The sequence below is a fragment of the Erwinia magellanica genome (assembly GCF_039023495.1).
Taxonomy (GTDB): domain Bacteria; phylum Pseudomonadota; class Gammaproteobacteria; order Enterobacterales; family Enterobacteriaceae; genus Erwinia.
In genome coordinates this window covers 1-1,187 of record NZ_JBCHVC010000017.1, presented here as the reverse complement: position 1 = coordinate 1,187, position 1,187 = coordinate 1, and the positions used below count along the sequence as shown (strand labels likewise).

1 rRNA gene is annotated in these 1,187 nt (G+C 53.3%); it reads left to right on the top strand.

The features are described 5' to 3' along the window. Nucleotides 1-21 precede the first annotated feature (21 nt). Nucleotides 22-1,187, top strand: a 23S ribosomal RNA gene (locus AAH450_RS21035); the annotation flags it as partial.

Sequence of the window (1,187 nt, the reverse complement as noted above, 5' to 3'; positions counted from 1 at the left end):
CGGGACGCTTGTGGGTTGTGAGGTTAAGTGACTAAGCGTACACGGTGGATGCCTAGGCAGTCAGAGGCGATGAAGGGCGTGCTAATCTGCGATAAGCGTCGGTAAGGTGATATGAACCGTTATAACCGACGATACCCGAATGGGGAAACCCGGTGCACTTGTGCATCATCGCAACATGAATACATAGTGTTGCGAGGCGAACCTGGGGAACTGAAACATCTAAGTACCCAGAGGAAAAGAAATCAACCGAGATTCCCCCAGTAGCGGCGAGCGAACGGGGAACAGCCCAGAACCTGAATCAGTTTGTGCAGCAGTGGAAGCGTCTGGAAAGTCGCAGGGTACAGGGTGATACTCCCGTACACGAAGCTGCACTTGCTGTGAGTTCGATGAGTAGGGCGGGACACGTGACATCCTGTCTGAATATGGGGGGACCATCCTCCAAGGCTAAATACTCCTGACTGACCGATAGTGAACCAGTACCGTGAGGGAAAGGCGAAAAGAACCCCGGCGAGGGGAGTGAAACAGAACCTGAAACCGTGTACGTACAAGCAGTGGGAGCACCTTCGTGGTGTGACTGCGTACCTTTTGTATAATGGGTCAGCGACTTATATTCTGTAGCAAGGTTAACCGTATAGGGGAGCCGCAGGGAAACCGAGTCTTAACTGGGCGTTAAGTTGCAGGGTATAGACCCGAAACCCGGTGATCTAGCCATGGGCAGGTTGAAGGTTGGGTAACACTAACTGGAGGACCGAACCGACTAATGTTGAAAAATTAGCGGATGACTTGTGGCTGGGGGTGAAAGGCCAATCAAACCGGGAGATAGCTGGTTCTCCCCGAAAGCTATTTAGGTAGCGCCTCGTGAACTCATCTCCGGGGGTAGAGCACTGTTTCGGCTAGGGGGCCATCCCGGCTTACCAACCCGATGCAAACTGCGAATACCGGAGAATGTTATCACGGGAGACACACGGCGGGTGCTAACGTCCGTCGTGAAGAGGGAAACAACCCAGACCGCCAGCTAAGGTCCCAAAGTCATGGTTAAGTGGGAAACGATGTGGGAAGGCACAGACAGCCAGGATGTTGGCTTAGAAGCAGCCATCATTTAAAGAAAGCGTAATAGCTCACTGGTCGAGTCGGCCTGCGCGGAAGATGTAACGGGGCTAAACCATGCACCGAAGCTGCGGCAGCGA